The following is a 3,742-nucleotide window of genomic DNA, read 5'->3' as shown; positions in this document are numbered from 1 at the left end:
CGCGCTGCGGGCGAACGCGGCCCGCTGGGCGGGCGCGCTCGCGGTCGCCGGCGACCTCGCCGGAAATCTGGCCGAATACGCAAAATCTCAGTTAAAATAAGCGGTTATCCGACGGCCGACCACGCAAGCGCGCTCGCTTTTGGCGCCCACGGAACGAACCCGCTTGCGCCGTCCGCCGTTGCGCAACGCTCAGGCACTTTTTATTTGTACAGGATCGCTTTTTTATGAAAACCGCACAGGAACTCCGCGTAGGTAACGTCGTGATGATCGGCAACGACGCTTGGGTCGTTTCGAAGACCGAATACAACAAGTCGGGCCGTAACGCCGCCGTCGTCAAGATGAAGCTGAAGAACCTGCTGACCAACTCGGGCCAGGAATCGGTCTACAAGGCTGACGACAAGTTCGACGTCGTCGTGCTCGACCGCAAGGAAGTGACCTACTCGTACTTCGCGGATCCGATGTACGTGTTCATGGACGCCGACTACAACCAGTTCGAAGTCGAGGCGGAAATGATGGGCGACGCGCTCAACTACCTCGAAGACGGCATGACGTGCGAAGTCGTGTTCTACAACGAGAAGGCGATCTCGGTCGAACTGCCGACGATCCTGGTCCGCGAAATCACCTACACGGAGCCGGCCGTCAAGGGCGACACGTCGTCGGGCAAGGTGCTGAAGAACGCCAAGCTCGCGACCGGTTTCGAACTGCAGGTGCCGCTGTTCTGCAACACCGGCGACAAGATCGAAATCGACACGCGCACGAACGAATATCGCAGCCGCGCATAATCGCGGATCGCATTCCGTGCCGGACAAAAGCGCCCTGCGGGGCGCTTTTTTTATGGTGCGCCCAGCATGGGCGCACTCCTGCGGGTGCAAGTCCCGCCATGAGCTGGTCACGGCAAATGAAGCGAAGCGCAACTGCATGAGGGCGACCGAGTGTGGGAAGGAAGCGTGGAGCGTAAATCGCGAGCCGATGAACAAGAACCGTATAGAAGGCGCTGCCGAGCAGGGTGAGCGGGCCATAAACCGCGAAGCTCTTGTGACCAAGGCGAAGTGGCGTAAATGCGGCGGTTGTGCGATGAAGGAGTGCGTTCTTACCTGGGGAGATCTCGCCTCATGCCTGAAAGGGCGACGGTGTTGAGCCGGAGCGAGAAGTCAGCAGAGGCCGTAGTAGCTGCCGGTCAGGGGGCGAAGGGCTGAACGAGTAGGAGGGCCGAAGGCCGTGTCGCTCGGACGTGCAGTGCATCAGAAGCCCGCGCAGGCGGGGCGTAACGCGAGATGGCGAGGTGAAGCCGAGCCGGAAGCGGTGCGTGATGAAGCACGGACGGCGCGGCACGAAACTGGAGGCTCGGGGCGAGATGGCCTGCTCTCGCAGGCGCTCGCGAGAGCGAATCTGGTGATGGCGTGGAAACGCGTCAAAGCCAATCGCGGCAGTGCTGGGACGGATGGGAAGTCGATCGCCGAGACGGCGGCGTACCTGAAAACGCACTGGCCCCGGATTCGGGAAGCGTTACTGGATGGAAGCTACCGGCCCGCGCCGGTGCGACGAGTCCAGATTCCGAAACCGGGTGGCGGGATGCGTGAACTGGGGATTCCGACGGTGACGGATCGATTGATCCAGCAAGCTCTGCTGCAAGTTCTGCAGCCCATCATTGATCCGACCTTCTCCGAACACAGTTACGGCTTCCGGCCGGGACGCCGTGCGCGTGACGCAGTGCTGATGGCACAACGGCACGTGCAGGGCGGCTACCGGGTGGTGGTCGATGTGGACTTGGAGAAGTTCTTCGATCGGGTCAATCACGACATTCTGATGGAAAGGCTATCGAGGCGGATCGACGACAAGGCCGTGCTGCGGCTGGTTCGTTATTACCTGGTGGCCGGGATCATGGATGGCGGGGTGGTCATGGAGCGTCACGAAGGCACGCCGCAAGGCGGGCCGCTATCGCCGCTGCTGGCCAATGTGCTGTTGGACGAGGTGGACCGGGAACTGGAGAGGCGCGGACACCGCTTCGTGCGCTACGCCGATGATTGCAACGTGTACGTGCGCAGTCGTCGAGCGGGTGAACGGGTGCTGGACGGCCTGCGCAGGCTCTACGACCGACTTCACCTGAAGGTCAATGAGGCCAAGACGGCGGTTGCACAGGCGACGGGTCGCAAGTTTCTGGGCTACGCGTTATGGCGTGGCGCAGGCGACCGGATCAAATGTGCGGTGTCGTGGAAGGCGCTAGCGACCTTCAAGCAACGCATCCGGAAACTGACTCGCCGCTCGGGCGGGCGAAGCTTGCCGGAGATCGCGGAGCGCCTGAAAGCGTATATGCCGGGCTGGAAAGCGTACTTCCAACTGGCGCAGACGCCGAAAGTGTTTCGTGAACTCGACGAGTGGATCAGGCACCGGTTGCGCGCAGTGCAGCTCAAGCACTGGCGTCGGGGTACGACGATGTACCGGGAGATGTTGGCGTTGGGTGCCTCGCAAGCGGATGCCCGCCGGGTGGCGGCGAACAGTCGGCGATGGTGGCGAAACAGCCGCTTGCTGCTAAACCGCGTCATGCCGATCGCTCACTTCGACCGTCTTGGCGTACCCCGGCTCTCCTGACCTCAACTGCTCGAACCGCCCGGTGCGGACCCGCATGCCGGGTGGTGTGGGAGGGGATCGGTCAGGCTACCTGACCGCCCCTATCCCGATCGCGCTAATCGGGAATGCGAGACGGGAGCGGCGCATCGCCCCGCGCCGATCCAGGCCCTTTATTGAGCCGCGCAAGTGGCGGCGCTTACCACCCACCCCAGCGCGCCGCCAGCGCGGCGAGCACCGCGGCGCCCGCCGTCTCGGTGCGCAGCACGCGCGGCCCGAGCGACACGGCGGTGAAGCCGCGCGCGCGCGCCGCGTTTTCCTCGTCGGGCGACAAGCCGCCCTCCGGCCCGATCAGCAGCGTGACCGGCGCGGCAGGCGGCGCGTCAGGCAGCGACGCGAACGCGATGCTCGCGCGCGGCGACAGCAACAGCCGCAGCTCGCCGTCGGCCGGCGTGTCCGGCAGCGTCTCGAGCCATGCGTCGAAGCCGCGCACCGGCGCGACGTCGGGCACGCGGTTGCGCCCGCACTGCTCGCACGACGCGCGCACGATGCCGCGCCAATGCGCGACGCGCTTGTCCGCGCGCTCGCCGGACAGCCGCACGACGCCGCGCGCGGTCGACAGCGGCGCGATCGCGGCGACGCCGAGCTCGACGGCCTTCTCGATCAGCCAGTCCATCTTGTCGCCGCCCGCGATGCCTTGCGCGAGGGTGATGCGATACGGCGGCTCGGCCTCGGCGGGTTCGAACGCATCGATCTGTGCGGTCGCGCTGCGCTTGTCGAGCTCGGCGAGCCGCGCGCGGTACTGGCCGCCCGTGCCGTCGAACAGCGCGAGCGTGTCGCCGGGTTGCAGCCGCAGAACCTGCACGTGGCGCGTGACGTCGGGTGGCAGCATAACGACGCCATCCACGCGCAGCGCGGCATCGACGAAAAATCGCGGCACGGCCGCGGTCGTGGTCGCCGCGCTCATGCGTCGAGACGGCGCGCGAGCGCCCAGCGGTAGCCGTCGAGATCCTCGATCTGCGCGTAGCGGTCGCCCCAGAACTGGTCCAGCGGCGCGGTCAGCGACTTCGCGCCGGCGTCGAGCGCGCGCCGGTACGTCGCGTCGACGTCGTCCACGTACAAATAGAAAGACTGCGGCGCGGTCATGGATGCGCTTTTCGGCGTCAATGCGGTCGAG

Annotated in this window: 4 protein-coding genes; 2 read left to right on the top strand and 2 right to left on the bottom strand. The window is 65.4% G+C overall.

Annotation, left to right across the window (positions count from 1 at the left end):
* The first annotated feature begins 224 nt into the window (after window positions 1-224).
* Both efp and ltrA read left to right on the top strand, forming a co-directional pair.
* Window positions 225-782, top strand: coding sequence for an elongation factor P (gene efp / locus VMJ11_RS17715; protein ID WP_325620694.1), 558 nt, complete (start codon window positions 225-227; stop codon window positions 780-782).
* Between the two features lie 436 nt (window positions 783-1,218).
* Window positions 1,219-2,589, top strand: a complete 1,371-nt coding sequence (gene ltrA / locus VMJ11_RS17710; RefSeq protein WP_325620693.1) for a group II intron reverse transcriptase/maturase — start codon at window positions 1,219-1,221, stop codon at window positions 2,587-2,589.
* A gap of 175 nt (window positions 2,590-2,764) precedes the next feature.
* Here the strand turns inward: ltrA and VMJ11_RS17705 are convergent, their stop codons facing one another.
* Both VMJ11_RS17705 and VMJ11_RS17700 read right to left on the bottom strand, forming a co-directional pair.
* Window positions 2,765-3,532: a 16S rRNA (uracil(1498)-N(3))-methyltransferase gene (locus VMJ11_RS17705; RefSeq protein WP_325620692.1), complete on the bottom strand. Its 768-nt coding sequence runs from the start codon at window positions 3,530-3,532 to the stop codon at window positions 2,765-2,767.
* Window positions 3,529-3,742: VOC family protein (locus VMJ11_RS17700; protein ID WP_325620691.1), on the bottom strand; the 214-nt coding region annotated here is incomplete at its 5' end. The genes VMJ11_RS17705 and VMJ11_RS17700, both read right to left, overlap by 4 nt.

The organism is Paraburkholderia sp. (genome assembly GCF_035501035.1).
Taxonomy (GTDB): domain Bacteria; phylum Pseudomonadota; class Gammaproteobacteria; order Burkholderiales; family Burkholderiaceae; genus Paraburkholderia.
Note: the sequence above shows the minus strand (reverse complement) of the source record. Positions and strands in the feature narration are given on the sequence as shown.

Bases quoted from the DNA above. Each gene is read 5' to 3' on its own strand.
- efp (WP_325620694.1), top strand. From the start codon at position 225: ATGAAAACCGCACAGGAACTCCGCGTAGGTAACGTCGTGATGATCGGC.
- VMJ11_RS17705 (WP_325620692.1), bottom strand. From the start codon at position 3,532: ATGAGCGCGGCGACCACGACCGCGGCCGTGCCGCGATTTTTCGTCGAT.